Genomic DNA, 25,919 nt, shown 5'->3' with positions numbered 1-25,919 from the left:
CTTCTTTCGTCGGGTAGGGGTAGAGGGGCTAGAACGGGAGGCCGGGGATACCGCTGCCGCCGCCCAGGCCCTGGGCCAGCGGGCCCAGCTTCTGCTGCTGGAGCGCCTGCGCATTCTCGTTGGCCGCCTGCACCGCGGCGACCACCAGGTCGGCGAGCGTCTCCGTGTCCTCGGGATCCACGGCCTTCGGGTCGATCACCAGGGCGCGCAGCTCGCCGGATCCGGTGACGGTCGCCTTCACCAGACCGCCGCCGGCCTGGCCCTCGACCTCGGTCCGGGCGAGCTCCTCCTGCGCGGCCGCGAGATCCTGCTGCATCTTCTGGGCCTGCTGGAGCAGCTGCTGCATGTTGGGCTGGCCACCACCGGGAATCACAGGGCACTCACTCCATACGTCGTACGTCGAGACCTTCGGAACGCTGGTCAATCCGAGCCTACGTGCTCCCCGGGCGCCGCGCCCTACGCCGTGAGGACCAACTCTTTCGAGTGAGAGACGGGGCGTACGCGTACCTGCTGGAGACCTCCTTGCGGGCGGAATTCCCGGGAATCGTCGCCCATCGCCCGTCATTCGAAGGTAGGAAGAGCATGCGCATCATTGCGCACACGCGCACCACCACACGTCAGCGCAGGCAGAGGGAGTGCCGGGTGAGCCAGCCGGAGATGCAGCCCGAGGGGCCACCCCGGGATCCCCGGGAGGAAGGCGGCGGACCGATGGCGGCGGGCGATCTGACCGGCCGGCCGTTCCCCCTCGGGGACTGGGGCGAGCCCGCCGAGCGGCTCGACGAGCTCTACCGGCGGGTCGAGGCCGACGCGCTGCGCACCGCCGAGTGGTATCTGTCCGACCGCGCGTGGAAGCGGCGCGGTGCGCGCGTGCTGCGCGCCGGGGCGGCCGTGGGCGCCGTCACGGGCGCCTCGATGCCGTTGTTGGAGCTGACGGGCTCGATCCCGGGCGCCTCCACGTACGGATACCTCGCGCTGCTGCTGGGCGCGGCCGCGCTGGCGTGCGACCGGTTCTTCGGGCTGACGTCCGGGTGGATGCGGGACGTGGCCACGGCCCAGGCGGTGCAGCGCCGGCTCCAGACCCTCCAGTTCGACTGGGCCTCGGAGAACGTGCGCGAGGTGCTCGGCCCCACCGAGGGCACCGCCGGCGAGGCCGCCGAGCGGTGCCTGACCGTGCTGCGCCGCTTCTCCGAGGACATCACCGAGCTGGTGCGCTCGGAGACGGCGGACTGGATGGTGGAGTTCCGGGCCGGGCCCGCGCCGCTGGTGATGCAGTCGCTGGGGGCGTCCGGGGGGCGCCCGGACGCGAACATCCCGCCCGCCCGCTTCCCGCTGCCGCCGGGCACCAGACCGAACATGCCCCGGCAACGGCCGCCGGAGCAGCCGCGCTGAGACGGACGGGACGGGGCGGGACGGGGCGGGAGCCGCGCCGGGAAGACCGGCGGGGCCGGGATTCCGCGCGGCGGACCCGTACCCCGCCCACGGGAGGCGGTCACCGCCTCAGCTGAAGATGATCATCGAGCCCTGGCCGAGGCTCCGCGTCGCGGCCGCGTGCAGTCCCAGCCACACGTGTCGTTCCCGGGCGAAGGGGCTGTCGTCGTACGGGATCGGCCCCGCCGGCTCCTCCAGCAGCGTCGGCCGCCCCGGCGGCGCCGGTGCGGCGGGCGGGTTCCCCGGGTCTATCCCGATGGCCGGCGCCACGAACAGCAGCTCCCGCAGCAGGCCCTGTACGGACCCCAGCGGCCCTCCCCCGGCCAGCAGCTCCTCGTTCGCCAACGGAGCCGGGAAGTCCACCGGGACGTAGGCCCCCGCGTGGTCGTAGTGCCAGACCAGGTGCGACTGCTGGGCCGTGGGCTCGAACATCTCCAGCAGCTGCTCGTAGTCCCCGCCCAGCTCGTCCACCGGGGTCACGGGCAGCCCGCAGAGCTGGAGCATGTACGCCCGCCTCAGGAAATGCAGGGCGTCGTAGTCGAAGCCGGCGACCGGGGCGACGTCCCCGCTCAGGCCCGGCATGTAGGCGAAGACGGGCACGGACGGCAGTCCGGCCGCGCCCAGCGCCCTGTCGTACGAGGCGATCTCTTCCGCGAAGGGGTTGTCGGGGCTGTGGCACAGCACGTCGACAAGGGGGACCAGCCACAGGTCACAGGCCACTCGGCCTCCGATCAGTCGATGCCACCGATCCGGTCAGCGTAGTGGGCCGGACACCCTCCGCGAAGGGGTGCGCAGAACCTCGGGCCTCAGAGGCGGGCGGCCCAGGCCAGCGCGTGGTCGTTGTAGCCGCGCACGATGCCGCGCACCGCGTCGGCGTCGGCGAGCGTCACGGCGTCCACCAGCTCGCTGTGGCCGTCCCACAGCGCCGCCCGCAGTTGCGGCTCGCGCTGGAGGTGGGGGACGGCGAAGACCCAGCACTGCACGCGGATGCGGTGCAGGAACTCGGAGATGTAGGTGTTGGCGACCAGCCCGCTCAGCTCCCGCCAGAAGCGCAGGTCGTAGCCGATCAGCACTTCGAGCGAGCCGCTCTGCGCGGCCCGGCGGGCCTCCTCGCCCCGGCGGCGCACCGACACCAGCAGCTCGCCGGAGCCGGGGGCGGTGCCGCGCTCGGCGAGGCGACGGAAGATCCCGTCCACGACGAGCGCGCGGGCCTCGATCATGCCCCGGAAGTCGTCCACGGAGAGGATCCGCACGCGGAAGCCGCGGTGCTGGACCAGTTCGAGCAGCCCTTGGGCGGAGAGGTCCACGAGCGCCTCGCGCACCGGGGTGGCGGAGACCTCGTACTGCTCGGCGATCTGCTTGACGGTGAACTCGGTCCCCGGAGGCAGGCGTCCCGCGAGCACCTCGTCACGCAGCGCGTCCGCGATCTGCTGGCGAAGTGTGTTGCGGGTGACAGCTCCGCTGCCTGGCATAGGGGTCCGTCTCCTGTCGTAGAGCTTCGGACACCATAGGCCAGACGAGGCGGCTGAAAACCGATCGGTAGCCAACCGATATCCGACATCCGCACCCGCCGTGCGGGGCGGGTGCGGATGCCGGACTTGGGGGCGGGTGCGGGGGCCGGTGCGGGGCCGGTGCGGGCCTAGCCGGCCGTGGTGTGGCGGTCGGCGACCGTCAGCGCCTCGTCCAGCAGGGCCAGGCCCTCCTTGGCCTCCGCCTCCGTGACGTTGCAGGGCGGGACCACGTGGGTCCGGTTCATGTTCACGAAGGGCCACAGGCCCGACGCCTTGCAGGCGGCCGCGAACTCGGCCATCGGCGCGTTGTCCGCGCCCGCCGCGTTGTACGGCACGAGCGGCTCGCGCGTCTCCTTGTCCCGGACGAGTTCCAGGGCCCAGAAGGCGCCCAGTCCGCGGACCTCGCCGACCGAGGGGTGGCGCTCGGCGATCTCGGCGAGCGCCGGGCCGATCACGTTCTCGCCGAGGTGGGCGGCGTGCTCGACGATGCCCTCCTCCTCCATCGTGTTGATGGTCGCGACGGCGGCGGCGCAGGCCAGGGGGTGGCCGGAGTACGTCAGGCCGCCCGGGTAGGGGCGGGTGGCGAAGGTCTCGGCGATGGCGGCCGAGATGGCCACACCGCCGAGCGGGACGTAGCCGCTGTTGACACCCTTGGCGAAGGTGATCAGGTCGGGGGTGACGTCCCAGTGGTCGGCGGCGAACCAGGTGCCGGTGCGGCCGAAACCGGACATGACCTCGTCCAGGATGAAGACGATGCCGTGGCGGTCGCAGAGCTCGCGCACGCCCGCGAGGTAGCCGGGGGGCGGGGTCATGATGCCGGCGGTGCCGGGCACGCTCTCCAGGATGATCGCCGCGATGGTCTGCGGCCCCTCGAAGGCGATGGTGTCGGCGAGGTGCGCGAGGGCGCGGGCGCACTCCTCCGCCTCGGTGGTGGCGTGGAAGGCGGAGCGGTAGAGGTACGGGCCCCAGAAGTGCACGACGCCGGCGGCGGCCGTGTCGGAGGGCCAGCGGCGCGGGTCGCCGGTCAGGTTGATCGCGGCGGCGGTGGCCCCGTGGTAGGAGCGGTAGGTGGAGAGCACCTTGGCACGGCCGGTGTGCAGCCGGGCCATGCGGACGGCGTTCTCGACGGCCTCGGCGCCGCCGTTGGTGAAGAAGATCTTGTCCAGATCGCCCGGGGTCCGCTCGGCGATGAGGCGTGCGGCCTCGGAGCGGACGTCGACGGCGAAGCCGGGCGCGAGGGTACAGAGCCGGGCGGCCTGCTCCTGGATCGCGGCGACGACCTTGGGGTGCTGGTGGCCGATGTTGGTGTTGACCAGCTGGGAGGAGAAGTCGAGGAACCGGTTGCCTTCGTAGTCCCAGAAGTACGACCCCTCGGCCCCGGCGACGGCGAGAGGGTCGATCAGGGCCTGGGCGGACCAGGAGTGGAAGACGTGCTTCCGATCTGCGTCCTTCACGGCGGCAAGGGTGTGCGAGGTGACATGAGGGGTCATGTCGTCACGCTAGAAGTGCGCAGGTGGGGCGGGATATCGGCGGACTGTATGGGGGTGGGGGGCCGCTCTCGGCAGTCTGTCTGCGCCGGGCGTGGAGCCCCCTCCGAGATTGACAGCATCCTGTCGTTATGACAGTCTATTGTCATAGAGCACGAACCCACGCCGGAGGCGAAGCACCATGAGCGAGACCCCGCGCAAGCCCGTCCACCTCGCGGTCTACGACACGTACGCGGACTGGGAGACCGGCCACACCACCGCGCACCTCACCCAGCGCGGCCACACCGTGCGCACGGTCGGCCTGAGCGCCGCGGAGCCGGTCACCACCATGGGCGGCGTCCGCATCCAGCCTGACCTGGACCTGGCCGACCTGCGACCGGAGGACTCCTCGCTGCTGATCCTCACGGGCGCGTCGCTGTGGGACACGGGCGACGAGCTGACGCCGTTCGCGGCCAAGGCGAGGGAGTTCCTGGCCGCCGGGGTGCCGGTCGCGGCGATCTGCGGGGCCACCGCCGGCCTCGCCCGCGAGGGGCTGCTGGACGGCCGGACCCACACCAGCGCCGCATCCTTCTACCTGGCGGAGCAGCCCGGCTACGGGGGCGCCGAGAGCTACGTCGAGGCCGACGCGGTGACCGACGGCGACCTGATCACGGCGGGGCCGACGGAGCCGGTGGCCTTCGCACGCGAGGTCTTCGCCCGGCTGGACGTCTACAAGCCGGACGTCCTGGACGCCTGGTACGGGCTCTTCCACGACTCGGACCCGGCCGCGTACCCGGTCCTGATGGCGGCTTCGGCGGCCGGCGATGCGTGAGGCGACGCACGAGCCGCTGCCGGTCGGGGGCGGTGCGGACCTCGACCACGGCGACCATGGCGACCACCTCGACGGCCTCGGGGGTATCGGGGCCGGGGAGTTCGGGGCCGGGGAGTTCGGGGACGCCCGTACCCAGCAGGACCTGCTGAGCCGTACCGCGCTCGGGGTGTTCCGGCTGAACGGCCAGTTCCTCGCCATCTCGGAGGAGCTGGCCAAGCCGGCCGGGCTGACGGCCGCCTGGTGGCAGGTATTGGGTGCGGTCCTGCGGGAGCCGCTGCCCGTCGCGGGCATCGCCCGGAGCATGGGCATCACCCGGCAGAGCGTGCAGCGCATCGCGGACCTGCTGGTCGCCAAGGGCCTGGCCGAATACGCCCCGAACCCGGCCCACCGGCGGGCGAAGCTGCTGCGGCCCACGGAGGAGGGGCGGAGCGCGGTGGACCGGATCGGCCCGGGCCACGCGGCGCTGGCGGCCCGCCTCACCGCGGAGCTGGGCGATGCCGCCCTGGCGGAGACGGTCCGCACCCTGGAACGGCTGGCCACGGCACTGGACGCACTGGAATCCGCGGCGCCGGCCGCCACCGTTCCGGGGCCCGCGCCGGAGTGATCACCGGGCGCCGCGAACGATTGTGTCGAAGTCAATAAGCCTGCAAGCAAAGCTTGTTACGTATAACGGGGCTGCCGGACACTGCGGCACATGGAGCCGTTGAAGGTAGTGGCACGACTGTGGGAGCGATTCGAGGCACGCGACTGGGACGGCGTGGCCGAGCTCATCGCCGAGGACGCGATCATCGAATGGCCCGTGAGCGGTGAGCGCATCGTGGGGCGCGCCAACTTCATCGCCGTGAACAGCGACGACGGCGACGCGGACGAGAGATCCGTGGAACTGCTGCGGATCCTGGCCGACGGGAACCTCGTGGTGACCGAGGTGGAGATACCTCAGGACCACGTCGTCTACCGGGCCGTCTCCCTCTGGACCGTGCGGGACGGGGAGATCGTGGGGGCGAGGGAGTACTGGACCAGCCCCGGTCAGGACCCGGCACCCCGCTGGCGGTCGGGTTACGTCGAACCCCTGGTGGCAGACTGAGCCGCGCGCTCACCGCGCTGCTCGCCGCCTCGGCCGAGGTGTACCTGGTGGTGAAGCCGGCTGGGGCCGCCCACCTGTGCCTGCTCGGCCTCCGAGCGCTGCTGCGGCCGGCGGTCGGCATGGCGCTGCCGGTCCTGGTCCATGTGTTGCTCACGGTCGTCCGGCTGGGCACGTACGTGTACGTGCTGTCGCGCGCCGGGCGGTTCTTCGCTCGGCCGCGGGTCCGGCGCGTGCCGGACCGGACGACGGGGGTCGTCCTGATCGGCTTCGGCGTGCGGGTGGCGACGACGTGACGTCGCGCCGGGCGGGACGGTCGGGCCGGTCGGGCGGGTTGCGGCCGTCGTGGCCCTGCCTCGCAGGTATCCCCCGTCATACCTGAGAGCTACGCGCGAACACGGCTCCATGGCGTGACGCCGACCACGGGCCCGGATTTCTAACTTCGGTAGCAGAGAAGAGCGTTCACGGCTCTTCCGGCGACCGGAGGAAGAGGGCCATGGCAACGGGGACGGGGACAGGGACGAAGTCGGGGACGGGGACGGGGACGCGTACCGGAAGCACGGGAGAGACCCGCCCGGCGGGCACGGCGTTGGCCACCGGGAGGGTGGGGTCGACCGGCGGCCGGCTGCGCCGCGGCCTGCTGGCCGCTCTGGTCGCCGCGGCCGTCGTGGTCCCCGTCTGCGCCGCGGCCTCCCCGAACGTCCCGGCCCCCGCGCCCGCCACGTTCTCCGAGGACGCCACGCCCCGGAGCCGGTACGCCGCCAACAGCGCCAATCTCGCCGAGGCGGCGCGCACGGCCGAGAACGCCGACCGCCCCGGCCGGGCGGCCCGGCTGCGCGCCATGAGTGCGGCCGGATCGGCCCAGTTCCTCACCTTCGACGGCCGCGGCACAGGCCGCGCCGTCGAGGTCTTCGGCGAGTTGGAGAGCGCCGACCGGGTCGCCGTTCTGGTGCCCGGGTCCGACACCACGCTGGACACCTACGAGCGGTTCCGTGCCGGAGCCGTCTCCCTCCAGCAGCGCCTGCGGGCCGAACATCCGCGCTCGGCGGTGGTCGCCTGGCTCGGGTACGACACTCCCGGCACGGTGAGCACCACCGTCCTGAGCGCCGACCGGGCCGACGATGCCGCTGCCGAACTGGCCCCCTTCCTGGACCGGTTGCGCGACATATCGGGGCCCGGGGCCCGGATCTCCCTGCTGTGCCACTCCTATGGGTCCGTGGTCTGCGCCCGGACCGCCACCGGGTCCGCGGTCGCTGACGTGGTGTTGTTCGGCAGCCCGGGCACGGGGTCCGGATCGGCCCGGGAGCTGCCGACCGCGGCCCGGGTCTGGGCCGGCCGGGGCAGCGCGGACTGGATCGGCGGCGTCCCGCACGTCCGGATCGGCGGCATCGGTTTCGGCACCGACCCGGTCGACCCAGCCTTCGGGGCCCGGGCCTTCGATGCCGGCGCCGTCGGACACAGCGACTACCTCAAGCCGGGCACCGAATCCCTCGCCGGCCTGGCCGCGATCGTCCTGGGCGGCACCCTCGCATCGGAGGCCGACCATGGTTGAGTTCCGCGCCCGTTGGTCCACCCTCGCGGCGGGCATCGACGCGGCCACCCCGGCCGACCGTGACCGCGCGGTGGACGCGCTGCGGGCCTTCGCGATCCTCGGCGTGGTCCTCGGGCACTGGCTGGTCACCGCGCTGACCGCACGCGACGGCGGTCTGAGCACCACCAGCCCGTTGGCGCACATGCCGTGGCTGGCCCCGGTGTCCTGGGTGTTCCAGACGCTGTCCGTCTTCTTCCTGGTCGGCGGCCATGTCGCGGCCCGCGGGTATGCGTCGGCGCGCGAGCGCGGCCTCTCGTACGGTGCCTGGGCGGGGCAGCGGCTGGGCCGGCTGTTCCGTCCGGTCGCGGCGGTCCTGCTCCTCTGGGCGGTCGTGGCGGGCGGGATGCTGATCGGCGGGGCGGAGCTCGACACCGTCCGCTCGCTGGTCACGCTGGTGCTGTCGCCGCTGTGGTTCCTGCTCGTGTTCGCCGCGCTCACCGCAGCGACCCCGCTCGTGGCCCGGATCGCCCCGCTGTGGCCGCTGGTCGTCGTCGCCGCCGTCGACGTGTGGCGGTTCGGGCTGGAGGGCCCCGAGTGGACCGGCTGGATCAATGTGGCGGCAGGCTGGCTGGTCCCCTTCACCCTCGGCGCCGCCTGGTCCCGCGGGGCCTTCGCCCGGCGTGGCCAGGCACTGCTCCTGCTCGGCGCGGGCGTCGTGGCCACGGCCGCGTTGATCCTCTGGGGCGGGTACCCGGCGTCGATGGTGGGTGTCCCCGGGGCCCCCGTATCGAACCTGAACCCGCCGACACTGGCCGCGGTGACGTTCGGACTGGCCCAGTGCGGGCTCGCCCTGCTGGTGCGCGAGCCGCTGGCCCGGGCCATGGAGCGGCCGAGGGCCTGGGCGAAGGTGGCTCTGGTGAACCTCTCCGCGATGACCGTCTTCCTGTGGCACCAGACCGCCATGATGGCCGTGACCGCCCTCGGGCTGCTGGTCTCGGCCGACCTGCCCGGGTTGCACACGGTGCCCGACTCGGTGGGCTGGATCGCGGCCCGGCTGCTGTGGCTGCCGGTGTTCGCCGCCGCGCTGTCGCTCTGCTGGGCCGCGTTCCGTGTCCACGAGCAGGCCTCCCGCCGTCCGAAGCAGTCCCGCGCCACCCGTACCGGAGCGGTCCCCCGCCCCAGGGTGGACCCCACCCGGGAGATCACCCATGTCTAGGGCCCGCCTTAGCCTGGACGGCGTGAACCAGCAGACCGAGCCACCCGCCGACGAAGTCCGCATCCGCCTGCCGCGCGGCTTGGCCCGGGAGTTGTTCACCTTGAAGCGGGACCCCCTGCCGAGGGTGTCGCGGCCGCGCTGGTTGGCCTGGCTGCCGCATGTGGTCCTCTGCTACGTGGCCATTCCCTGCGGCGTCCTCACGGGGATGCAGCTGAACGACCATTACAAGGTCCTCGGCTCGGCCGTGTTGGGGCTGTCGCTGCTGACCTCGGCATCCGTCGTGCTCAGCATGTTCCGGCCGATCGCGGCCTGGTGGCTCGGGCTCGTCACCGCCGGCCTGGTCGCCTGGACCATCCACGACCACGTCGGGCAGGGGCAGTCCTGGCCGTGGACGCCCGCCGGGCCGTTCACGCTCGCGCCCGTGCTCCTGATGGTCGCCCTGCGGGTGCCGCCCCGGGTGACCGCATCGGTCATCGGTATCACGCTCACCCTCAACGGGCTGGCCGACATCGTCCTCAGGCCGCCGCAGAGCCAGACCATCATCGGCGGCGTGGCGCTCCTCTTCGCGTTCGTGGGGATCCTCGGCTACGCGCTTCGGGCCACCCGCCTCGCCCGCGGCAAACTCGTGGAGCAGGAGACCCTCACCGAGGAGGAGCGGGCCCGGCGCACCCTGCTGGAGGAGCGCAGCCGCATCGCCCGCGAACTGCACGACGTCGTCGCCCACCACATGTCGGTGATCTCCATCCAGGCGCAGGTCGCCCCACACCTGGTGGAGAACCCGTCGGAGGAGCTCAAGGAGAATCTGGCCGGCATCCGGGAGAACGCGCTGGAGGCGCTGACGGAGCTGCGGCGGGTACTGGGCGTGCTGCGGTCGGAGCACCCCGACGATCCCGCGAACCCCCATCATCCGCAGCCCACCCTCGACGAACTGGACGGCCTCGTCGACAACGTGCGGGGGGCCGGGCTGGACGTCACGACCGAGATCGCGGGGATACGGCGGCCGCTGACCCCGGGCGTGGAACTCACCGCCTACCGGATCGTGCAGGAGGCGCTGAGCAACGCGCTCCGCCACGCGCCCGGTTCGCGGGTGGAGGTCGGTATCGCGTACGGGCCGCGTGAGCTGCACCTGTGCGTCGCCAACAGCGCGCCGACCCGGTCGGCGCCGCCCTCGCCCGGAGCGGGGCACGGGCTGCTGGGAATGCGGGAGCGGGCAGGCATGCTGGGGGGCGAACTGGCCGCCGGCCCGCGCCCCGACGGGGGGTACGAGGTGAGCGCCGTACTCCCGATGGATCCGCAGGACCAGCCCGCGGTCCCCGCCCCCGAGACGAAGAAGGCCTCATGAGCACCCCGATCAAGGTGATGATCGCCGACGACCAGATGATGGTCCGGCAGGGCTTCACCGTGCTTCTGAACGCGCAGCCCGACATAGAGGTCGTGGGGCAGGCGGTGGACGGGGCGGACGCGGTGGCGAAGGTCGCCGAGCTGGCTCCGGACGTGGTGCTGATGGACATCCGCATGCCGGGGATGGGCGGGATCGAGGCCACGTCGGTCATCACGGCGGTTCCGGACGCCGCTGTGAAGGTGCTGGTGCTGACCACCTTCGATCTCGACGAGTACGTGTACGAGGCGCTGCGCGCGGGGGCCTCGGGATTCCTGCTCAAGGACGCTTCGGCCGACCAGCTCGCCGAGGCGGTGCGGGTGGTGGCGGCCGGGGAGGCGCTGCTCTCGCCGAACATCACGAAACGGCTGATCACGGAGTTCTCCCGGCTGGGGGCGCCGCGTGCGCCGTCGCGGTCCCGAATCGAGGCACTGACCGAACGGGAGACGGAGGTGCTGTCGCTGATCGCCCAAGGCTTGTCGAATGCCGAGATCTCGGAGCACCTGGTGCTGGCCGAGCAGACGGTGAAGACGCATGTGAGCCGGATCCTGGTGAAGCTGGGGCTGCGGGACCGTACCCAGGCCGCGGTGTTCGCGTACGAGACGGGTCTGATCCGTCCGACGGGCTACTGAGCACACCCGAGTAGTACTTGAGAGGGACCCCGGAAAATCCCCATCAGCGGCGACGCGGACGAGGGCGGTACGGACCTACGGTGGTGTGCATGACCGAGACGACCACCGGGGGGACATCCCGGGCACCTGAGTTCCGATTGGCATCTGAGGTGATCGCGACCCTGCGCCGGGATCTCGTCACCGATGCCTTCGCCTACCGGCCGCTGCCGCCGGCGGACATCTCCGGGCGCTTCGTGCGCCGGCTTCCCGGGGTGCTGCGCCGGTACGCGCCGTGGCGGCGGCACGCGGCGGTGGGGTTCCTGGCCTTCCTGGTCGGGACGATATCGCTGAACACGCAGTCGGCCGCCTGGGGTGATCTGGGGCCGATAGCGATGACGTTGCTGACGGCGGCGCCGGTCCTCATGACGCTGGTGCGACCGGTCGGCGCGTGGTGGGCGGCCATCGCGATGACGGTGGTGACGGCCGGTATCGGGGATGGCTTCAACTGGCCTTGGACCGATGGCAGTTTCTGCGCGTACATCGTGGTCATGTTCCTCGTCACGCTGCGGACCGGGCCCCGGGTCGCGGCCTGGATGTGGACGCTCACCCTCGCGCTGGGAACGGGGCTCTCCCTCGTGTTCAACGGCCGATGGGGCTCGAACATGCCGGAGATGGCCCTGACCTCGGCCTTCGCCCTGGTGATCGCCGGCAGCATCCAGATACGCCGGGACGCGAAGGCCGAGGTGAGCGCGCAGCAGGAGGTCACGGCGGTCGAGCGGGACAAGCGGACGCTGCTGGAGGAGCGGACCACGATCGCCCGGGAGCTGCACGACGTGGTGGCCCACCACATGTCGGTGGTGGCCATCCAGGCGGAGGCGGCGCCGTACCGGGTGAAGAACCCGCCGCCGGAGCTGGAGGCGGCGTTCGTCACCATCCGGGAGAACGCGGTGGCGGCCCTGACGGAGCTGCGGCGGGTACTGGGCGTGGTGCGCTCCGCGGACTACGAGGCCCCGGACGCGCCGCAGCCGACGCTGGCCTCGCTGGAGGGGCTGCTGGCCAATGTGCGGGAAGCCGGCCTGAGCGTCGAGAAGACGATCACGGGCTCGGTGCGGGAACTGCCGCAGGGCGTGGAGCTGTCGGCGTACCGAATCATCCAGGAGGCCCTGAGCAACACGCTGCGGCACGCGCCGGGGGCCGCGGCCGAGGTGGAGGTCTCGTACGTGCTGGGTGGCCTGGGCCTACGGATCGTCAACGACCGGGGGACCGGGGACGCGCGGCCCTCGCCCGGGGCCGGGCACGGGATCACCGGCATGCGGGAGCGGGTGGCCATGCTGGAGGGCGAGATGACGGCCGGTCGGACGGCGGCGGGCGGGTACGAGGTGGCGGTGTACATACCGGTGCCCCACCGTGCCGAGCCGGCGCCGGAGTCGAAGGAGGGGACGGTATGACGATCAGAGTGTTGATCGTCGACGACCAGGTGATGGTGCGCGAGGGGTTCTCCGTCCTGCTGAACGCGATGGACGGCATCGAGGTGGTCGGGGAGGCGGTCGACGGTCAGGAGGCCATCGAGCAGGTGACGGCGCTGCGGCCGGACGTGGTGCTGATGGACATCCGGATGCCGCGCATGAACGGGCTGGAGGCCACACGGGAGATCGTGGCCGCCGACACGGACGCGAAGGTGCTGGTCCTGACGACCTTCGACCTCGACGAGTACGTGTACCAGGCGCTGCGGGCCGGGGCCTCCGGGTTCCTGCTCAAGGACGCCTCGGCCCGTCAGCTGGCCGACGGGGTAAGGGTGGTGGCGGCCGGGGAGGCCCTGCTGGCGCCGTCGGTGACCAAGCGGCTGATCGTGGAGTTCTCGAAGATCTCCGAAGCCCGCAAGCTCGCCGACCCTACGGGCACGGGGACGTTGACGGAGCGGGAGACGGAGGTGCTGGTGCTGATCGCGCAGGGGCTGTCCAACGGGGAGATAGCCGACCGGCTGGTCGTCGCCGAGTCCACCATCAAGACCCATGTGAGCCGGATCCTGGTGAAGCTGGGCCTGAGGGACCGGACCCAGGCGGCGGTGTACGCGTACGAGACCCGTTTGGTGACACCCGCCTGATCGGGCTCGGCTGCCTTTAGGGTGCGGGGATGGGCTTTGATCCGTGGGATGCCGCGTTCGTCGCCGATCCGTATCCGGCGTACCGGGAGTTGCGGGAGCAGGGGCGGGCCCTGTGGTGGGAAGCCACCGGGCAGTGGCTGGTGCCGCACTACGCCGATGTGAGTGCGCTGCTGCGGGACCGGCGGCTGGGGCGGACCTACCTCCATCGTTTCTCGCACGAGGAGTTCGGCCGGCAGGCACCGCCACCGGAGCACGAGCCCTTCCACGTGCTCAACGGCAACGGCCTCCTGGACCTGGAGGATCCCGCGCACGCGCGGGTGCGCAGGCTGGTGGCGAAGGCCTTCACCCCGCGGACGGTGGAGCGGCTCGTGCCCGCCGTGCGGCGGCTGGCCGGGGAGCTGGTGGGGCGGCTGCGCGCGGACGGGGGCGGGGATCTGCTCACCGTCGTCGCCGAGCCGTTGCCGGTGGCGGTGATCGCGGAGCTGCTGGGTGTGCCCGAGTCGGACCGGGGGCTGCTGCGGCCCTGGTCGGCGGACATCTGCGGGATGTTCGAGCTCCGGCCGGACGAGGAGACGGCGCGGCGCGCGGTGCGGGCGAGCGTCGAGTTCAGCGCGTACCTCCGGGGGCTGATCGCCGAGCGGCGAAGCCGCCCCGGGGAGGATTTGATCTCCGGGCTGATCGCCGCCCACGATGACGAGGGGCGGCTCAGCGAGCAGGAGATGATCTCCACCTGTGTGCTCCTGCTGAACGCCGGGCACGAGGCCACCGTCAACACGACCGTCAACGGGTGGTGGGCGCTGTTTCGCAACCCCGCGCAGCTCGCCGCGCTCCGTGAGAGCCGCGATCCCGAAAAGTTGTCCACAGCTGTGGATGAACTCATGCGGTACGACACTCCCCTGCAGATGTTCGAACGCTGGGTGCTCGACGACATCCGGATCGGTGACACCGTCATCCCCCGCGGGGCCGAGGTCGCGCTGCTCTTCGGGTCCGCGAATCGGGATCCCGTGCGCTTCGAGGATCCCGACACGCTCGACCTCGTACGGGCCGACAATCCGCACCTGACCTTCGGGGCCGGGATCCACTACTGCCTCGGAGCGCCCCTGGCCCGGCGGGAGTTGGAGGCGTCGTTCGGTGCGCTGCTGGCGGACGGCGTCCCGCCGCTGCGGCTCGTCGAGGAGCCGCGCTGGCGGGACGGGTATGTCATCCGGGGGCTGGAGAAACTGCTGGTGGAGTTCTAGATCCCGAAACGGCGCAGTCCGTCGTCTACGCGATCATGTCGCGGCGGCGCAGGGCGCCGAGGCCCGCCGCCGTCAGGGTCGCCGCCAGGGCGGTCAGCGCCAGGAGCGGGGCCGCGTCCAGGTCCTGTGCGCCCGGGAGCCGGGGCAGGTGGGCGAAGGGCGAGAGGTTCAGGACGGCCTGCGGGAGGTCGAGCGCCGGGCCGACCCAGCCCAGGGCCAGCGCGCCCCCGGCCACCGCCCAGGCGGCTGCCGCGTACCGCGGGACCGCGCCGTGGAGCAGCGCCGCCAGCGCCCCGATCAGCCACACCGCCGGAAGCTGGGCGAGGGTGGCGCCGATGGCCGCGCCCGGCTCCCGGCCGTGCCCGATGCCGAGACCGAGGCCCGCGAGCAGCAGGATCAGCGCCGAGCCGCCGAAGGCCACGGCCAGGTGGCCGCCGGCCCAGCGCAGCCGGCCGACCGCGTTCGCGAGCAGCGGCTCCGCGCGCTGCCCCGACTCCTCACCGGCCAGGCGCAGCACCGACGAGACGGCGTACAGGGCGGCGACCATGCCGAACATGCCGGCCATCGTGGCGAGGAAGGCGTCGGTCAGGGCGCCCGAGCCGCCCTGCGCACCCTGCCCGCCCATCCGTTCGATGATCTCGCGGGTCCGGTCGTTGTCGCCGACCAGGTCCGCGGCGCCGTCCGCCATCCCGCCGAAGACGACACCGGCGATCAGGAATCCCGCGCTCCAGCCCAGTACGCTGCCGCGCTGCAGCCGCCAGGCCAGCGCGCCGGCCGTCCCCAGGCGCCCCTCGGCCGGCCCCGGCCGGGACGGCAGGAAGCTCATGCCCAGGTCACGGCGCCCCGCCAGCACGTACGCGACGCCCGTCTGCGCGGCGACGGCGGCGGCGAACAGGAGGAGCACCCACCAGCGTTCGGCGGCGAAGGCCCGTACGTTCTCCACCCAGCCGAGCGGCGAGGCCCAGGTCAGGGCCGAGCGCCCGCCGCCCGTACCGGCGTCGCCCGCCGCCTTCAGGACGAAGGCGGTGCCGAGCACGGCGGCCGCGATGCCCTTGGCGGCGCGGGCGCTCTCGGTCAGTTGGGCGGCGATGGCGGCCGTGCAGGCGAAGAACGTCCCGGTGGCCGCGACGGCCAGCCCCAGGGCGACGGCGCCGGGGGCGCCCTGCCCCGCGAGCCCGCCGGCCACGAGCAGGGCGACGCAGGCGTTGGCCACGAGGGCGGCGAGCAGGGCTGCGGTCAGCGGGGCCCTGCGCCCCACCATCGCGGCCGAGAGCAATTCCTGACGGCCCGTCTCCTCCTCCTCGCGGGTGTGTCGGACGACGATGATCAGGCTCATGGCGGCCGCGAGGACGGCGCCGTAGACACCGGCCCGCCAGGCGGTCAGAGCGCCGAGGGAATCTCCGAAGACCGGTCCGTACAGGGCGCGCATCGAGCTGTTGTCGTTCATCGAGGCGGCGATCCGGGCGCGTTCGGCGGCGGTGGCGTACACGCTGCCCAGCGAGCCGGGCATGCTCACCAGCATGAGCGTGGCGGACAGGACCCACACCGGCATCATGACGCGGTCGCGGCGCAGCGCGAGGCGCAGCAGCACCCCGGTTCCGGCCAGTTGGTTCTTCATCGGGACGCCTCTTCGGTGTAGTGGCGCAGGAAGAGCTCTTCGAGGGTGGGCGGGGTCGAGGTCAGCGAGCGCACCCCCGACCCGGTGAGGGAGCGCAGTACGGCGTCCAGCTTGTCGGTGTCGGCCTGGAGTCGGACCGTGTGCCCTTGGACCTGGACGTCGTACACGCCCGGCAGGTGGGCGAGGCCGTTCGGCGGGCCGGCCAGCTCGGCGCTGATCGACGTGCGGGTGAGGTGGCGGAGTTCGGCGAGGGTGCCGGTCTCCACGGTGCGGCCCTTGCGGATGATGCTGACCCGGTCGCAGAGGGTCTCGACCTCGCTGAGGATGTGCGAGCTGAGCAGGATGGTGCGGCCGGCGGCGCGCGCCTCGGTGACGCAGCTCCGGAAGACCTCCTCCATCAGCGGGTCGAGGCCGGAGGTGGGTTCGTCGAGGACGAGCAGTTCGACGTCGGAGGCGAAGGCGGCGACGAGGGCGACCTTCTGCCGGTTGCCCTTGGAGTACGCGCGCCCCTTCTTGGTGGGGTCGAGCTCGAACCGTTCGAGGAGTTCGGCGCGCCGGGTCCGGTCGAGGCCGCCGCGCAGGCGTCCGTAGAGGTCTATGACCTCGCCGCCGGAGAGGTCGCGCCACAGGGTGACGTCGCCGGGGACGTAGGCGACACGGCGGTGGAGGGCGACGGCGTCGGCCCAGGGGTCGCCGCCGAGGAGTTCGGCGGTGCCGGCGTCGGCGCGCAGCAGGCCCAAGAGGACCCGGATGGTGGTGGACTTGCCGGCGCCGTTGGGGCCGAGGAAGCCGTGGACCTCGCCGGTGGTGACCGAGAGGTCGAGTCCGTCCAGTGCGCGGGTGCGGCCGAACGCCTTGTGGAGGCCGGCAACGCTGATTGCCTTCGTCATGTTTCCGAAGGTACGCTAGCTTCACAAATTTGTGAAGCTTGAGAATCTCAGGAATCGCGTAAAGTCAGGAAGGTGGCAGATGACATGGTGAACGTGGACGCGTGGACCGATACGCGGGACGGCGACGCCGTCTCCCGCTTCGTCGAGCGGTTCGCCGCGCAGCTGACCGAGGCCGGGATGCAGCGGATGGCCGCGCGGGTCTTCGCCCAGCTGCTGGCCAGCGACGGCGGCGCGATGACCTCGGCGGAGCTGGGCGAGGCCCTGCGGATCAGCCCGGCCGCCGTATCGGGCGCCGTGTCCTACCTGACCCAGGTCAACATGGTCAGCCGCGAGCGCGAACCGGGCTCACGCCGCGACCGGTACGTCCTGCACAACGAGCTCTGGTACGAGACCTTCACGCGCCGCGACCAGGTCCTGACCCTGTGGGAGAAGACCCTGAGCGAGGGCGCCGCCACCCTCGGCACGGACTCGCCCGCCGGGGCGCGCGTCGCCGAGACGGCGGCCTTCTTCGCGTTCATGCAGGGCGAGATGCTGGGACTGATGGACCGCTGGCGGGTCCACAAGGCGACGATCGGCCTCGGCTGACCGCCCGTCGCCGCCTGTCGCCCGCCCGGCGCCCGGCGCCCGCCCACCGCTCGCCCGGCGCCCGGTGATCGAATCCGGAAGCGCCGATACCCGCAGACGGGACACCGCCCGCGTGCCATGCTGGAACGCATGAACCTGGAGGACCTGGTACGGCTGCGCCGCGCCCGGGACATGATGGACCGCGAGTACGCGGAGCCGCTGGACGTTCAGGCACTCGCGAACGTCGCCCTCATGTCGCCGGGTCACTTCTCCCGCAGCTTCCGCGCCGCCTTCGGGGAAACCCCGTACAGCTACCTCATGACCCGCCGCGTCGAACGCGCGAAGGCGCTGCTGCGCCGCGGCGACATGAGCGTGACGGACGTCTGCTTCGCCGTCGGATGTACCTCGCTGGGGTCCTTCAGCTCGCGCTTCACCGAGCTCGTCGGCGAGACCCCCAGCGCCTACCGGGCCCGTAGCCACGACGACGGCGCGGCGATCCCGGCGTGCGTCGCCAAGATCCTCACGCGACCGGTCAGGATCGGAGAAGCGAAATCCGCACCCTCCTCGTAGCGTCGACGGCATGGACATCAACCTCTCGCAGTGCTTCATCGCCGTCGACGACCACGACAAGGCGCTCGCCTTCTACCGCGACATCCTCGGCCTGGAGGTCCGCAACGACGTCGGGTTCGAGGGGATGCGCTGGGTGACCGTCGCCTCCCCCACGCAGCCGGACGTGGAGATCGTCCTCGAACCGCCGCTCGCCGACCCCGGCGCCTCGGCGGCCGACCGGCAGGCCATGGCGGAGCTGCTGGCCAAGGGCCTGCTGCGTGGCGTGATCTTCTCCACCGACGACGTCGACGCCACCTTCGAACACATCCGGGCCGCCGGCGGGGAGGTGGTGCAGGAGCCGGTCGACCAGCCGTACGGCGTCCGCGACTGCGCCTTCCGCGACCCGGCCGGCAACATGCTCCGCTTCAACCAGCCCCGCAAGCACTGAGGACCGACTGCCCCAGGAGTCCGCGCAGGAGTCCGAGCAGCCGGCCCGCCCGAGAGATGGAGACACGATGAGCAGGGCCACCGGGCCGGACTCCCGACCCACCGAACCTCAGGCACAGCAGGCGCAGCACGCTGCCGACAGCCACGGTCTGATCCGCGTGCACGGGGCACGCGTGAACAACCTCAAGGACGTCAGCATCGAGATCCCCAAGCGCCGCCTGACGGTGTTCACCGGAGTCTCCGGTTCGGGCAAGAGCTCGCTGGTGTTCGACACGATCGCCGCCGAGTCCCAGCGGATGATCAACGAGACCTACAGCACCTTCGTCCAGGGCTTCATGCCCACGCTGGCCCGCCCCGAGGTCGACGTACTCGACGGACTCACCACCGCGATCACCGTCGACCAGCAGCGCATGGGCGGCGACCCCCGCTCCACGGTCGGCACCGCCACCGACGCCAACGCGATGCTGCGCATCCTCTTCAGCCGGCTCGGGAAGCCGCACATCGGCCCGCCCGGCGCCTACTCCTTCAACGTGGCCTCCGTCCGGGCCAGCGGCGGCATCACGGTCGAGCGCGGCGCCGCCAAGACCAAGACCGTGAAGGCGACCTTCTCCCGCACCGGCGGCATGTGCGTGCGCTGCGAGGGCCGCGGTTCGGTCTCCGACATCGACCTCACCCAGCTCTACGACGACTCCAAGTCGCTCGCCGAGGGCGCGTTCACCATTCCCGGCTGGAAGTCCGACAGCTTCTGGACCGTGCGCGTCTACGCCGAGTCGGGCTTCCTCGACCCGAACAAGCCGATCGCGAAGTTCACCAAGAAGGAGATGCAGGACTTCCTCTACCGGGAGCCCACCAAGGTCAAGGTGGAGGGCGTCAACCTCACCTACGAGGGCCTCATCCCCAAGATCCAGAAGTCCTTCCTGTCCAAGGACAAGGAAGCGATGCAGCCGCACATCCGGGCCTTCGTGGAACGCGCGGTCACCTTCACCGTCTGCCCCGAGTGCGAGGGCACCCGGCTCAGCGAGGGCGCCCGGTCCTCGAAGATCAAGAAGATCAGCATCGCCGACGCCTGCACCCTGCAGATCAGCGACCTCGCGGAGTGGGTACGCGGCCTCGACGAGCCCTCCGTGGCCCCGCTGCTCACCGCCCTGCAGCTCACCCTCGACTCGTTCGTGGAGATCGGCCTCGGCTACCTCTCGCTCGACCGGGCCTCGGGCACCCTGTCCGGCGGCGAGGCGCAGCGCGTCAAGATGATCCGCCACCTCGGCTCCTCCCTCACCGACGTCACCTACGTCTTCGACGAGCCGACCATCGGCCTGCACCCGCACGACATCCAGCGCATGAACGACCTCCTGCTGCGGCTGCGCGACAAGGGCAACACCGTGCTGGTCGTGGAGCACAAGCCGGAGACGATCGCGATCGCCGACCACGTCGTCGACATCGGCCCCGGCGCGGGCACCGCCGGCGGCACCGTCTGCTACGAGGGCACCGTCGAGGGGCTCCGCTCCGGCGGCACCATCACCGGCCGCCACCTCGACGACCGGGCCACGCTCAAGGCGTCGGTACGCAAGCCCACCGGCGCGCTGGAGATCCGCGGGGCCACCGCGAACAACCTGCGCGACGTCGACGTCGACATCCCGCTCGGGGTGCTCACGGTCGTCACCGGCGTCGCCGGGTCCGGCAAGAGCTCCCTGCTGCACAAGTCGCTCTCCCCGGACGCGGAGGTCGTCTCCATCGACCAGGGCGCGATCCGCGGCTCGCGCCGGAGCAACCCGGCGACGTACACCGGGCTGCTCGACCCGATCCGCAAGGTGTTCGCCAAGGTCAACGGGGTGAAGCCCGCCCTGTTCAGCGCGAACTCCGAGGGCGCCTGCCCGAACTGCAACGGCGCCGGGGTCATCTACACCGACCTGGCGATGATGGCCGGTGTCTCGACCACCTGTGAGGAGTGCGAGGGGAAGCGGTTCGACGCGTCGGTGCTGGAGTACCACCTGGCCGGCCGCGACATCAGCGAGGTGCTCGCCATGTCCGTGACCGAGGCCGAGGAGTTCTTCGGCGCGGGCGAGGCGCACACGCCCGCCGCGCACCGCATCCTCACCCGCCTCGCCGACGTCGGACTGGGCTACCTCAGCCTCGGCCAGCCCCTCACCACACTGTCCGGCGGCGAGCGGCAGCGGCTGAAGCTCGCCACCCACATGGCGGAGAAGGGCGGGATCTACGTGCTCGACGAGCCGACCACCGGCCTGCACCTCGCCGACGTGGAGCAGCTGCTCGGTCTGCTCGACCGGCTGGTGGACTCGGGGAAGTCGGTCGTCGTCATCGAGCACCACCAGGCGGTCATGGCCCACGCCGACTGGATCATCGACCTCGGACCCGGCGCCGGACACGACGGCGGCCTGATCGTCTTCGAGGGCACCCCCGCCGACCTGGTGGAAGACCGCTCCACCCTCACCGGCGAGCACCTCGCGGCGTACGTCGGCGCCTGACCGGCACCTCCCCGGACCTCTGACCGGCACCTGCCAGGGACCCCTGACCGCCGCGGTGGCAGGGGTCCGGGCGGCTGCCTAGCGTGGTCGGCGGACGTACGAGCCCCCGACCGAAGGTGCGACCTCCATGACAGACAAGCCCGCCATCGTCCTGGTCCACGGATTCTGGGGCGGCGCCGCCCACTGGGCCAAGGTCATCCCCGAGCTCCACCGGCGCGGGTTCGGCTCCCTGCACGCGGTGGAGAACCCGCTGACCTCACTGGCCGACGACGCCGAGCGCACCCGCAAGATGGTCCGCCAGATCGACGGTCCGGTGCTGCTCGTGGGGCACTCGTACGGCGGCGCGGTCATCAGCGAGGCCGGGGACCTGCCGAACGTCGCCGGGCTGGTCTACGTGGCGGCCTTCGCCCCGGATGCCGGGGAGAGCCCCGGGCAGATCAGCCAGGAGCTGCCGCCCGCCGCCTTCGAGAACATCGCGCCCGACTCGGACGGCTACCTGTGGATCAAGCAGGACAAGTTCCACGAGAGCTTCGCGCAGGACCTCTCGCAGGAAGAGGCGCTGGTCATGGCCGTGACCCAGAAGGCTCCGCTCGGTTCGACCTTCGGCGACACCGTCACCGCGCCGGCCTGGAGGTCGAAGCCCTGCTGGTACCAGGTGTCCGCCGCGGACCGCATGATCCACCCCGACAACGAGCGGCGGATGGCCGAGCGGATGAAGCCGCGCAAGGTGATCGAGCTCGACGCGGGCCACGCGTCGCTCGCCTCGCAGCCCGTGCCGGTCGCCGACCTCATCGAGGAGGCCGCGCTCGCCCTGTCCGCGCCCTGACCGGACTCGGGAAACCCGGAAACGGAACCGGACCGGGCCCGCGCGCGGCGCGCGGGCCCGGTCCGGTTCCGGTGCGTCGGGTGCGTCGGACGCGGTCCGTGCACCCGGTGTGGTCAACGGGGCACGGTGAGCGTCCATGCCGCCGGACGCAGGGTCCACGTACGGCGACGGACCGGGCCCGTCAGCGCCGCGTCGGCGCGGTAGCGGAAGTCCGCGCCCGACACCGTCACCGTCTTCGCGCGGGCCGTGACCGTCGATTCGGCGGAGCTTCCGCCGCCCGTCCGGACCACGACCTCCGCCGCTCCGCCGTCGTCCCGGGTGCGAACCGAGACGTCCTCCACGGGCCGGTCCACGTCCGCGAGCAGCACCCCGTCGGCCTCGACCCGCAGCCGGTGCCGGCTCGTGGCCGCACCGCCGGCCGCCGCCACCGGCCGGACCAGCGTCCGGACCAGCGAGCGGTACGCACTCCACACCGACGGCCCGGCGGGCCGCGGGACCCCGTGCACCGGCGGAATCCTCAGCGCGCCGAGCACCACCCCGTCACTGTCGTCGACCAGCAGGTCACAGCTCCGCACCGCCCCGTCGAGGACGGCCCGGGCCGCGGTGACGGCCGACAGCGGCACGCCGAGGGACCGGGCCAGCCCCAGCGACCCCACGGGGCCCACCGGGACCAGCGCCAGGGGTCCCTCGCCCAGCCCGCGCTCCCGGTGCAGCAGCCCTACGGCGCGCACCAGGGCCCGGTCGTCACCGACGATCACCAGCCGTCGATGACCCCGGCGGGCAAGAGCCCGCGCAAATTCCTCCTGCGAATCCGGGAGGCAGATTTTCGCTGCCGCGCCCGCTGACAACACATCCTTCGCGATCCGCACGGACTCGCCGTCGAGACGGCGGGCGACCGGGTCGACGAGCACGAGCAGGCCGCCTACCGGCGCGCCCGCTTGGCTCATGGTGGGCTCTGGAGCCGACACCTCGGTCCTTCCTCGGGTAGCATCTTTGTGCAAGAGGCCCTTGCGCTATTGCGCCAGGGCCTTCGTCTATTCCGGGGTACCGGTCCGACGGCTCAGCCTGCGGTGTACATCGTCGTACGCCCCCTGACCTTGGACATGCCCCATCCGGAAGAGGTGTACGCCTGTGCCCGCTCTTGTGCTGCTCGGAGCTCAGTGGGGTGACGAGGGCAAGGGAAAGGCCACCGACCTGCTCGGTGGATCCGTTGACTATGTGGTGCGCTACCAGGGCGGCAACAATGCCGGCCACACGGTCGTCGTAGGCGACCAGAAGTACGCGCTGCACCTTCTCCCTTCCGGCATCCTCTCCCCCGGATGCACCCCGGTCATCGGTAACGGTGTCGTCGTCGACCCGGCCGTCCTGCTCTCCGAGCTGCGCGGCCTGAACGAGCGCGGCATCGACACCTCCAAGCTGCTCATCAGCGGCAACGCGCACCTGATCACGCCGTACAACGTCACCCTCGACAAGGTCGGCGAGCGCTTCCTCGGCAAGCGCAAGATCGGTACGACCGGTCGCGGCATCGGCCCGACCTACGCGGACAAGATCAACCGCATCGGTATCCGCGTCCAGGACCTCTACGACGAGTCGATCCTCATCCAGAAGGTCGAAGCGGCGCTGGAGGGCAAGAACCAGCTCCTCGCGAAGCTCTACAACCGCCGCGCGATCGACGCCGCCCAGATCGTCGAGGAGATGCTCCAGTACGCGGAGCAGATCAAGCCGTACGTCGCCGACACCACGCTGATCCTCAACAACGCGCTGGACGAGGACAAGGTCGTGCTGTTCGAGGGCGGCCAGGGCACCCTGCTCGACGTCGACCACGGCACCTATCCCTTCGTCACCTCGTCCAACCCGACCGCCGGCGGCGCCTGCACCGGCACCGGCGTGGGCCCGACGAAGATCAGCCGCGTCATCGGCATCCTCAAGGCCTACACGACCCGAGTCGGCGCGGGCCCGTTCCCGACCGAGCTGTTCGACCAGGACGGCGAGGACCTGCGCCGCATCGGCGGCGAGCGCGGCGTGACCACCGGACGTGACCGCCGCTGCGGTTGGTTCGACGCGCCGATCGCACGTTACGCCACCCGCGTGAACGGCCTCACCGACTTCTTCCTGACGAAGCTGGACGTACTGACCGGCTGGGAGCAGATCCCGGTCTGCGTCGCGTACGAGATCGACGGCAAGCGCGTCGAGGAGCTGCCCTACTCGCAGACCGACTTCCACCACGCGAAGCCGATCTACGAATACCTCCCCGGCTGGTCCGAGGACATCACCAAGGCCAAGACCTTCGAGGAGCTCCCGGCGAACGCCCAGGCGTACGTCAAGGCCCTGGAAGAGATGTCGGGCGCCCCGATCTCCGCGATCGGCGTCGGCCCCGGCCGCACCGAGACGATCGAGATCAACTCGTTCCTCTAGGAGAACCGGTCCCCCGGAGGGGCGGCAGGCGCACCCCGCGCCCGCCGCCCCTCCGGCGTTCCCGGGACGGCCCGGGACGGCGCTGGGCGGCGTGTGACGGCGATGGGCGGCGCGTTCACGGCCCCTGGCACGCCCTCCGGCACGCCGGGAAGAAAAAGTCCCCGCTCCCTGTCACATCCGTGCGCTCCCCTCCGTCAGTGCTGTGAAGACACCGACCGAAGGAGAGCCGCAGCCATGACGAACACCTCCCTCTCGCGGATGCCGAACCCGGCCGAATTCGTCCCCGAGCTGAACGACATCAGCGCCGCGCTCTTCCGGGCCACGGGCAACCGCTCCGTGCCGCGGACCACGATGAGCCTGGTCCACCTGCGCGCCGGGCAGATCGTCGGCAACACCTACCTGACCGTCCTGAACACCGGCTTCCTGCGCAAGGCCGGAGAGTCCGAGGAGCGCATCACGGCCGTCTCCTCCTGGCAGGACGCCCCCTATTTCACGGCCGCCGAGCGCGCCGCCCTCGCTCTGGTGGAGGCCACCCTCCAGCCCGCCCCGCACGGCCGCGAGCGGGTCACCGACGAGCTCTACGCCGAGGTCGCCGCGCACTACGAAGAGAAGGCCCTGGCCACCCTCACCCTCGCGATCGGGCAGATCAACTTCTTCATCGCCCTGGCCGTGATCGGCAAGCCGCAGCCGGTCGCCTCGCTCGCCGACGAGCAGTGGGGCTGAGGCCCCCGTAGGGCGGGAACGGCCTCGGGCGGTCTCGGGGGGCGGGTTCCGGGTGGGCGGAAATATGATGTGCACGGGCTTTTCGCGCAGCGGAAGCAGGGACGAATGGATGCACCTCGGAGCGTTCCGTGACTCCTCGCCGTGCCCCGCGGGCGGCCAGCGCCGACCTGCTCAGCACGCTCGGACGGCTCGCCGACCAGGCCCGCCGAGGAGTGGAGCTGCAGCAGGCCCGGGTGGACCTGGCCGAGGCACTGCAGAGCGAGATGCTGCCCGCCTCGCTCCCCGCACTGCCGGGCCTGCGGACCGCCGCCCGGTACGCGCCCGCCCGGCACGGCCTGGACATCGGCGGCGACTGGTACGACGGCTTCCGGCTGCCCGAGGGGGCGCTCGCCTTCTGCATCGGTGACGTCCAGGGGCACGACGTGGAGGCGGCCGCCTTCATGGGGCAGGTACGGATCTGCCTGCGCGCCGTGGCGGCCGTGGTCGTCGATCCGGGCGAGGTACTGAGCCGGGCCAACGAGGTGCTGCTCTCCATGGACCGCGACCTCTTCGCGACCTGCACGCTGCTGCGCTTCGATCCGGAGACCCGGGAGCTGGAGACCGCCCGCGCCGGCCATGTCCCGGCGGTCTGGGCCACCGTCGACGGCGAGTACGGCATCACGGACGACGACGGCGGCCTGCCGCTGAACCTGGAGCCCGGGGCGGGGTACGCGGTGACCCGCCGCCGGCTGACGAAGGCGGGGTCGATCGTGCTGCTCACCGACGGTGTGGTCGAGGGGCCGAAGTTCCCGATCGAGGTGGGTCTGGAGCGGGTGGCCGACGTGGTGCGTAAGGCCGCGGGCACCGATCCCGGCGAGCTGGCCGCCGAGGTGATGAAGGTGGCCGACTCCACCGGCCACGCGGACGACGCCGCCGTGCTCGTGCTCACCCACGACGCCCGACCCGACCCGCAGGACACCCCCTAGAGCGTGTCACGGCCCGCGGGGGCGGCGGGCTGTTGTCTGATGA

At 71.8% G+C, this 25,919-nt stretch carries 27 protein-coding genes; 20 read left to right on the top strand and 7 right to left on the bottom strand.

The annotated features are described in order from the left end of the window. Nucleotides 1-28 precede the first annotated feature (28 nt). Nucleotides 29-373: a YbaB/EbfC family nucleoid-associated protein gene (locus OG624_RS22115; protein WP_076044258.1), complete on the bottom strand. Its 345-nt coding sequence runs from the start codon at nt 371-373 to the stop codon at nt 29-31. Between the two features lie 269 nt (nt 374-642). Here OG624_RS22115 and OG624_RS22110 point away from each other — a divergent pair, with 269 nt between their 5' ends. Continuing rightward, nucleotides 643-1,389, top strand: a complete 747-nt coding sequence (locus OG624_RS22110) for an SLATT domain-containing protein (RefSeq protein WP_208869282.1) — start codon at nt 643-645, stop codon at nt 1,387-1,389. 108 nt (nt 1,390-1,497) lie between these two features. Here OG624_RS22110 and OG624_RS22105 read toward each other — a convergent pair whose 3' ends face one another. From OG624_RS22105 to OG624_RS22095, 3 genes are all read right to left on the bottom strand, one after another. Continuing rightward, nucleotides 1,498-2,148 (bottom strand): hypothetical protein, encoded by a 651-nt coding sequence (locus tag OG624_RS22105; protein ID WP_033214492.1) that lies wholly within the window; start codon nt 2,146-2,148, stop codon nt 1,498-1,500. Nucleotides 2,149-2,234: 86 nt separating this feature from the next. Beyond that, complete coding sequence (locus OG624_RS22100; RefSeq protein WP_033214494.1) at nt 2,235-2,900, bottom strand: GntR family transcriptional regulator; 666 nt, start codon at nt 2,898-2,900, stop codon at nt 2,235-2,237. Between the two features lie 167 nt (nt 2,901-3,067). After that, on the bottom strand, nt 3,068-4,429 hold the full coding sequence (locus tag OG624_RS22095) for an aspartate aminotransferase family protein (RefSeq protein WP_352164720.1): 1,362 nt from the start codon (nt 4,427-4,429) through the stop codon (nt 3,068-3,070). A 178-nt stretch (nt 4,430-4,607) separates the two neighbouring features. On the opposite strand from OG624_RS22095, the gene OG624_RS22090 reads away from it, so the two are divergent. From OG624_RS22090 to OG624_RS22040, 11 genes are all read left to right on the top strand, one after another. Further along, nucleotides 4,608-5,237 carry a DJ-1/PfpI family protein gene (locus OG624_RS22090; RefSeq protein WP_326748587.1) on the top strand — a complete coding sequence of 210 codons (630 nt, stop codon included), beginning with the start codon at nt 4,608-4,610 and terminating at the stop codon, nt 5,235-5,237. After that, complete coding sequence (locus OG624_RS22085; protein ID WP_371639734.1) at nt 5,230-5,841, top strand: MarR family winged helix-turn-helix transcriptional regulator; 612 nt, start codon at nt 5,230-5,232, stop codon at nt 5,839-5,841. The genes OG624_RS22090 and OG624_RS22085 overlap by 8 nt, the downstream gene beginning before the upstream one ends. 90 nt (nt 5,842-5,931) lie before the next feature. Then, the gene (locus tag OG624_RS22080) at nt 5,932-6,321 is read left to right on the top strand and encodes a nuclear transport factor 2 family protein (protein WP_033214500.1); all 390 of its coding nucleotides are present in this window, start codon (nt 5,932-5,934) and stop codon (nt 6,319-6,321) included. Between the two features lie 47 nt (nt 6,322-6,368). Then, on the top strand, nt 6,369-6,614 hold the full coding sequence (locus OG624_RS22075; RefSeq protein WP_371639733.1) for a hypothetical protein: 246 nt from the start codon (nt 6,369-6,371) through the stop codon (nt 6,612-6,614). Between the two features lie 200 nt (nt 6,615-6,814). Beyond that, the gene (locus tag OG624_RS22070) at nt 6,815-7,870 is read left to right on the top strand and encodes an alpha/beta hydrolase (RefSeq protein WP_078908941.1); all 1,056 of its coding nucleotides are present in this window, start codon (nt 6,815-6,817) and stop codon (nt 7,868-7,870) included. Next, on the top strand, nt 7,863-9,065 hold the full coding sequence (locus OG624_RS22065; protein WP_371639732.1) for an acyltransferase family protein: 1,203 nt from the start codon (nt 7,863-7,865) through the stop codon (nt 9,063-9,065). The genes OG624_RS22070 and OG624_RS22065 overlap by 8 nt, the downstream gene beginning before the upstream one ends. 22 nt (nt 9,066-9,087) lie before the next feature. Further along, a complete protein-coding gene (locus OG624_RS22060; RefSeq protein WP_051762312.1) occupies nt 9,088-10,407 on the top strand; it encodes a sensor histidine kinase in 1,320 nt (439 codons plus the stop codon). Next, on the top strand, nt 10,404-11,075 hold the full coding sequence (locus tag OG624_RS22055) for a response regulator (RefSeq protein ID WP_033214504.1): 672 nt from the start codon (nt 10,404-10,406) through the stop codon (nt 11,073-11,075). The genes OG624_RS22060 and OG624_RS22055 overlap by 4 nt, the downstream gene beginning before the upstream one ends. 89 nt (nt 11,076-11,164) lie before the next feature. After that, on the top strand, nt 11,165-12,502 hold the full coding sequence (locus tag OG624_RS22050; protein WP_033214506.1) for a sensor histidine kinase: 1,338 nt from the start codon (nt 11,165-11,167) through the stop codon (nt 12,500-12,502). Further along, entirely contained in the window at nt 12,499-13,158 is a 660-nt protein-coding gene (locus tag OG624_RS22045; protein WP_033214508.1) for a response regulator, read from the top strand. Before OG624_RS22050 ends, OG624_RS22045 begins: the two co-directional genes overlap by 4 nt. A 29-nt stretch (nt 13,159-13,187) precedes the next feature. Next, nucleotides 13,188-14,396: a cytochrome P450 gene (locus tag OG624_RS22040; RefSeq protein ID WP_033214509.1), complete on the top strand. Its 1,209-nt coding sequence runs from the start codon at nt 13,188-13,190 to the stop codon at nt 14,394-14,396. A gap of 25 nt (nt 14,397-14,421) precedes the next feature. On the opposite strand, the gene OG624_RS22035 is transcribed toward OG624_RS22040, so the two are convergent. Beyond that, nucleotides 14,422-16,014 (bottom strand): ABC transporter permease, encoded by a 1,593-nt coding sequence (locus OG624_RS22035; RefSeq protein WP_033214510.1) that lies wholly within the window; start codon nt 16,012-16,014, stop codon nt 14,422-14,424. Next, nucleotides 16,011-16,904, bottom strand: coding sequence for an ABC transporter ATP-binding protein (locus tag OG624_RS22030; protein WP_033214512.1), 894 nt, complete (start codon nt 16,902-16,904; stop codon nt 16,011-16,013). The genes OG624_RS22035 and OG624_RS22030 overlap by 4 nt, the downstream gene beginning before the upstream one ends. A gap of 84 nt (nt 16,905-16,988) precedes the next feature. Between OG624_RS22030 and OG624_RS22025 the strand changes: the two genes are divergently transcribed. The 5 genes from OG624_RS22025 (at nt 16,989) to OG624_RS22005 (ending at nt 21,773) form a co-directional block, all read left to right on the top strand. Continuing rightward, complete coding sequence (locus tag OG624_RS22025) at nt 16,989-17,489, top strand: GbsR/MarR family transcriptional regulator (RefSeq protein ID WP_161294623.1); 501 nt, start codon at nt 16,989-16,991, stop codon at nt 17,487-17,489. A 129-nt stretch (nt 17,490-17,618) separates the two neighbouring features. Then, on the top strand, nt 17,619-18,038 hold the full coding sequence (locus OG624_RS22020) for a helix-turn-helix domain-containing protein (RefSeq protein ID WP_033215078.1): 420 nt from the start codon (nt 17,619-17,621) through the stop codon (nt 18,036-18,038). Between the two features lie 10 nt (nt 18,039-18,048). Then, nucleotides 18,049-18,465, top strand: coding sequence for a VOC family protein (locus OG624_RS22015; protein ID WP_033214515.1), 417 nt, complete (start codon nt 18,049-18,051; stop codon nt 18,463-18,465). 67 nt (nt 18,466-18,532) lie between these two features. Further along, nucleotides 18,533-20,947, top strand: a complete 2,415-nt coding sequence (locus OG624_RS22010) for an ATP-binding cassette domain-containing protein (protein WP_033214516.1) — start codon at nt 18,533-18,535, stop codon at nt 20,945-20,947. Between the two features lie 127 nt (nt 20,948-21,074). Beyond that, complete coding sequence (locus tag OG624_RS22005) at nt 21,075-21,773, top strand: alpha/beta hydrolase (protein ID WP_033214518.1); 699 nt, start codon at nt 21,075-21,077, stop codon at nt 21,771-21,773. Between the two features lie 113 nt (nt 21,774-21,886). On the opposite strand, the gene OG624_RS22000 is transcribed toward OG624_RS22005, so the two are convergent. Continuing rightward, nucleotides 21,887-22,720: a diacylglycerol kinase family protein gene (locus tag OG624_RS22000; RefSeq protein WP_033214520.1), complete on the bottom strand. Its 834-nt coding sequence runs from the start codon at nt 22,718-22,720 to the stop codon at nt 21,887-21,889. Between the two features lie 184 nt (nt 22,721-22,904). Between OG624_RS22000 and OG624_RS21995 the strand changes: the two genes are divergently transcribed. The 3 genes from OG624_RS21995 (at nt 22,905) to OG624_RS21985 (ending at nt 25,876) form a co-directional block, all read left to right on the top strand. Beyond that, entirely contained in the window at nt 22,905-24,188 is a 1,284-nt protein-coding gene (locus OG624_RS21995; protein WP_030383703.1) for an adenylosuccinate synthase, read from the top strand. A 234-nt stretch (nt 24,189-24,422) separates the two neighbouring features. Continuing rightward, nucleotides 24,423-24,911 (top strand): carboxymuconolactone decarboxylase family protein, encoded by a 489-nt coding sequence (locus OG624_RS21990; RefSeq protein WP_033214523.1) that lies wholly within the window; start codon nt 24,423-24,425, stop codon nt 24,909-24,911. A gap of 128 nt (nt 24,912-25,039) precedes the next feature. After that, the gene (locus OG624_RS21985; protein ID WP_033214524.1) at nt 25,040-25,876 is read left to right on the top strand and encodes a PP2C family protein-serine/threonine phosphatase; all 837 of its coding nucleotides are present in this window, start codon (nt 25,040-25,042) and stop codon (nt 25,874-25,876) included. The last annotated feature ends 43 nt before the right edge of the window (nt 25,877-25,919 follow it).

The sequence above is a fragment of the Streptomyces virginiae genome (assembly GCF_041432505.1).
GTDB lineage: Bacteria > Actinomycetota > Actinomycetes > Streptomycetales > Streptomycetaceae > Streptomyces > Streptomyces virginiae_A.
This window is presented reverse-complemented; position numbering and strand designations above follow the sequence as displayed.

Excerpts from the sequence above, each read along its gene's own strand:
- OG624_RS22100 (WP_033214494.1), bottom strand. The coding sequence starts at position 2,900 with ATGCCAGGCAGCGGAGCTGTCACCCGCAACACACTTCGCCAGCAGATC.
- OG624_RS22095 (WP_352164720.1), bottom strand. The coding sequence starts at position 4,429 with ATGACCCCTCATGTCACCTCGCACACCCTTGCCGCCGTGAAGGACGCA.
- OG624_RS22090 (WP_326748587.1), top strand. The coding sequence starts at position 4,608 with ATGAGCGAGACCCCGCGCAAGCCCGTCCACCTCGCGGTCTACGACACG.
- OG624_RS22085 (WP_371639734.1), top strand. The coding sequence starts at position 5,230 with ATGCGTGAGGCGACGCACGAGCCGCTGCCGGTCGGGGGCGGTGCGGAC.
- OG624_RS22080 (WP_033214500.1), top strand. The coding sequence starts at position 5,932 with ATGGAGCCGTTGAAGGTAGTGGCACGACTGTGGGAGCGATTCGAGGCA.
- OG624_RS22070 (WP_078908941.1), top strand. The coding sequence starts at position 6,815 with ATGGCAACGGGGACGGGGACAGGGACGAAGTCGGGGACGGGGACGGGG.
- OG624_RS22065 (WP_371639732.1), top strand. The coding sequence starts at position 7,863 with ATGGTTGAGTTCCGCGCCCGTTGGTCCACCCTCGCGGCGGGCATCGAC.
- OG624_RS22055 (WP_033214504.1), top strand. The coding sequence starts at position 10,404 with ATGAGCACCCCGATCAAGGTGATGATCGCCGACGACCAGATGATGGTC.
- OG624_RS22050 (WP_033214506.1), top strand. The coding sequence starts at position 11,165 with ATGACCGAGACGACCACCGGGGGGACATCCCGGGCACCTGAGTTCCGA.
- OG624_RS22045 (WP_033214508.1), top strand. The coding sequence starts at position 12,499 with ATGACGATCAGAGTGTTGATCGTCGACGACCAGGTGATGGTGCGCGAG.
- OG624_RS22040 (WP_033214509.1), top strand. The coding sequence starts at position 13,188 with ATGGGCTTTGATCCGTGGGATGCCGCGTTCGTCGCCGATCCGTATCCG.
- OG624_RS22035 (WP_033214510.1), bottom strand. The coding sequence starts at position 16,014 with ATGAAGAACCAACTGGCCGGAACCGGGGTGCTGCTGCGCCTCGCGCTG.
- OG624_RS22030 (WP_033214512.1), bottom strand. The coding sequence starts at position 16,904 with ATGACGAAGGCAATCAGCGTTGCCGGCCTCCACAAGGCGTTCGGCCGC.
- OG624_RS22025 (WP_161294623.1), top strand. The coding sequence starts at position 16,989 with ATGGTGAACGTGGACGCGTGGACCGATACGCGGGACGGCGACGCCGTC.
- OG624_RS22020 (WP_033215078.1), top strand. The coding sequence starts at position 17,619 with ATGAACCTGGAGGACCTGGTACGGCTGCGCCGCGCCCGGGACATGATG.
- OG624_RS22015 (WP_033214515.1), top strand. The coding sequence starts at position 18,049 with ATGGACATCAACCTCTCGCAGTGCTTCATCGCCGTCGACGACCACGAC.
- OG624_RS22010 (WP_033214516.1), top strand. The coding sequence starts at position 18,533 with ATGAGCAGGGCCACCGGGCCGGACTCCCGACCCACCGAACCTCAGGCA.
- OG624_RS22005 (WP_033214518.1), top strand. The coding sequence starts at position 21,075 with ATGACAGACAAGCCCGCCATCGTCCTGGTCCACGGATTCTGGGGCGGC.
- OG624_RS22000 (WP_033214520.1), bottom strand. The coding sequence starts at position 22,720 with ATGAGCCAAGCGGGCGCGCCGGTAGGCGGCCTGCTCGTGCTCGTCGAC.
- OG624_RS21990 (WP_033214523.1), top strand. The coding sequence starts at position 24,423 with ATGACGAACACCTCCCTCTCGCGGATGCCGAACCCGGCCGAATTCGTC.